The 501-nt window shown below is 48.3% G+C and carries 1 protein-coding gene; it reads left to right on the forward strand.

From position 1 onward, the window contains the following. Nucleotides 1-501 (forward strand): TonB-dependent receptor plug domain-containing protein (locus R7O13_RS31405; RefSeq protein WP_318305807.1); only part of this gene is annotated, 501 nt, incomplete at both ends.

A 501-nucleotide genomic window follows, 5' to 3' on the forward strand; every position in this document is an offset into this window, starting at 1 on the left:
GTTGATGTGGGTGGCACTCACTCAGTCAACCAGCGCATCACGATTCGCGGCTTGGGTGAGACTGACTTGGATATCCGTCTCGATGGCGCGTCACAACACGCGAGTATGTTCCACCACATCGGTAACTTGACGCTGAACCCCGATATTCTAAAGTCGGCAGATATCCAAGTGGGTAACAACTCAGTGACGCAAAATGGGTTGGGTGGTTCGGTGTATTTTGAAACCAAAGACGCACGCGATTTGCTTCGTTACGATGAAACTTTTGGCGCGCGTGTATACGGTGGTTTTGCATCTAACGACAACCAACAAGGCTCTTTAACATTATACGGTTTGCTGTCAGAAAACGTAGATGCAATGGTTTATGGCCACTATGTGACGCGTGACGATTTCAAAGATGGAAACGGTGATAAGACGTTCGGCTCGGCAGGGGACGTTTACAACATTCTTGCGAAGCTTGGCTACGAGTTTAATGACATTCACCGCTTCGAACTTTCCTACGAT

This window comes from Vibrio sp. Y176, from assembly GCF_033438945.1.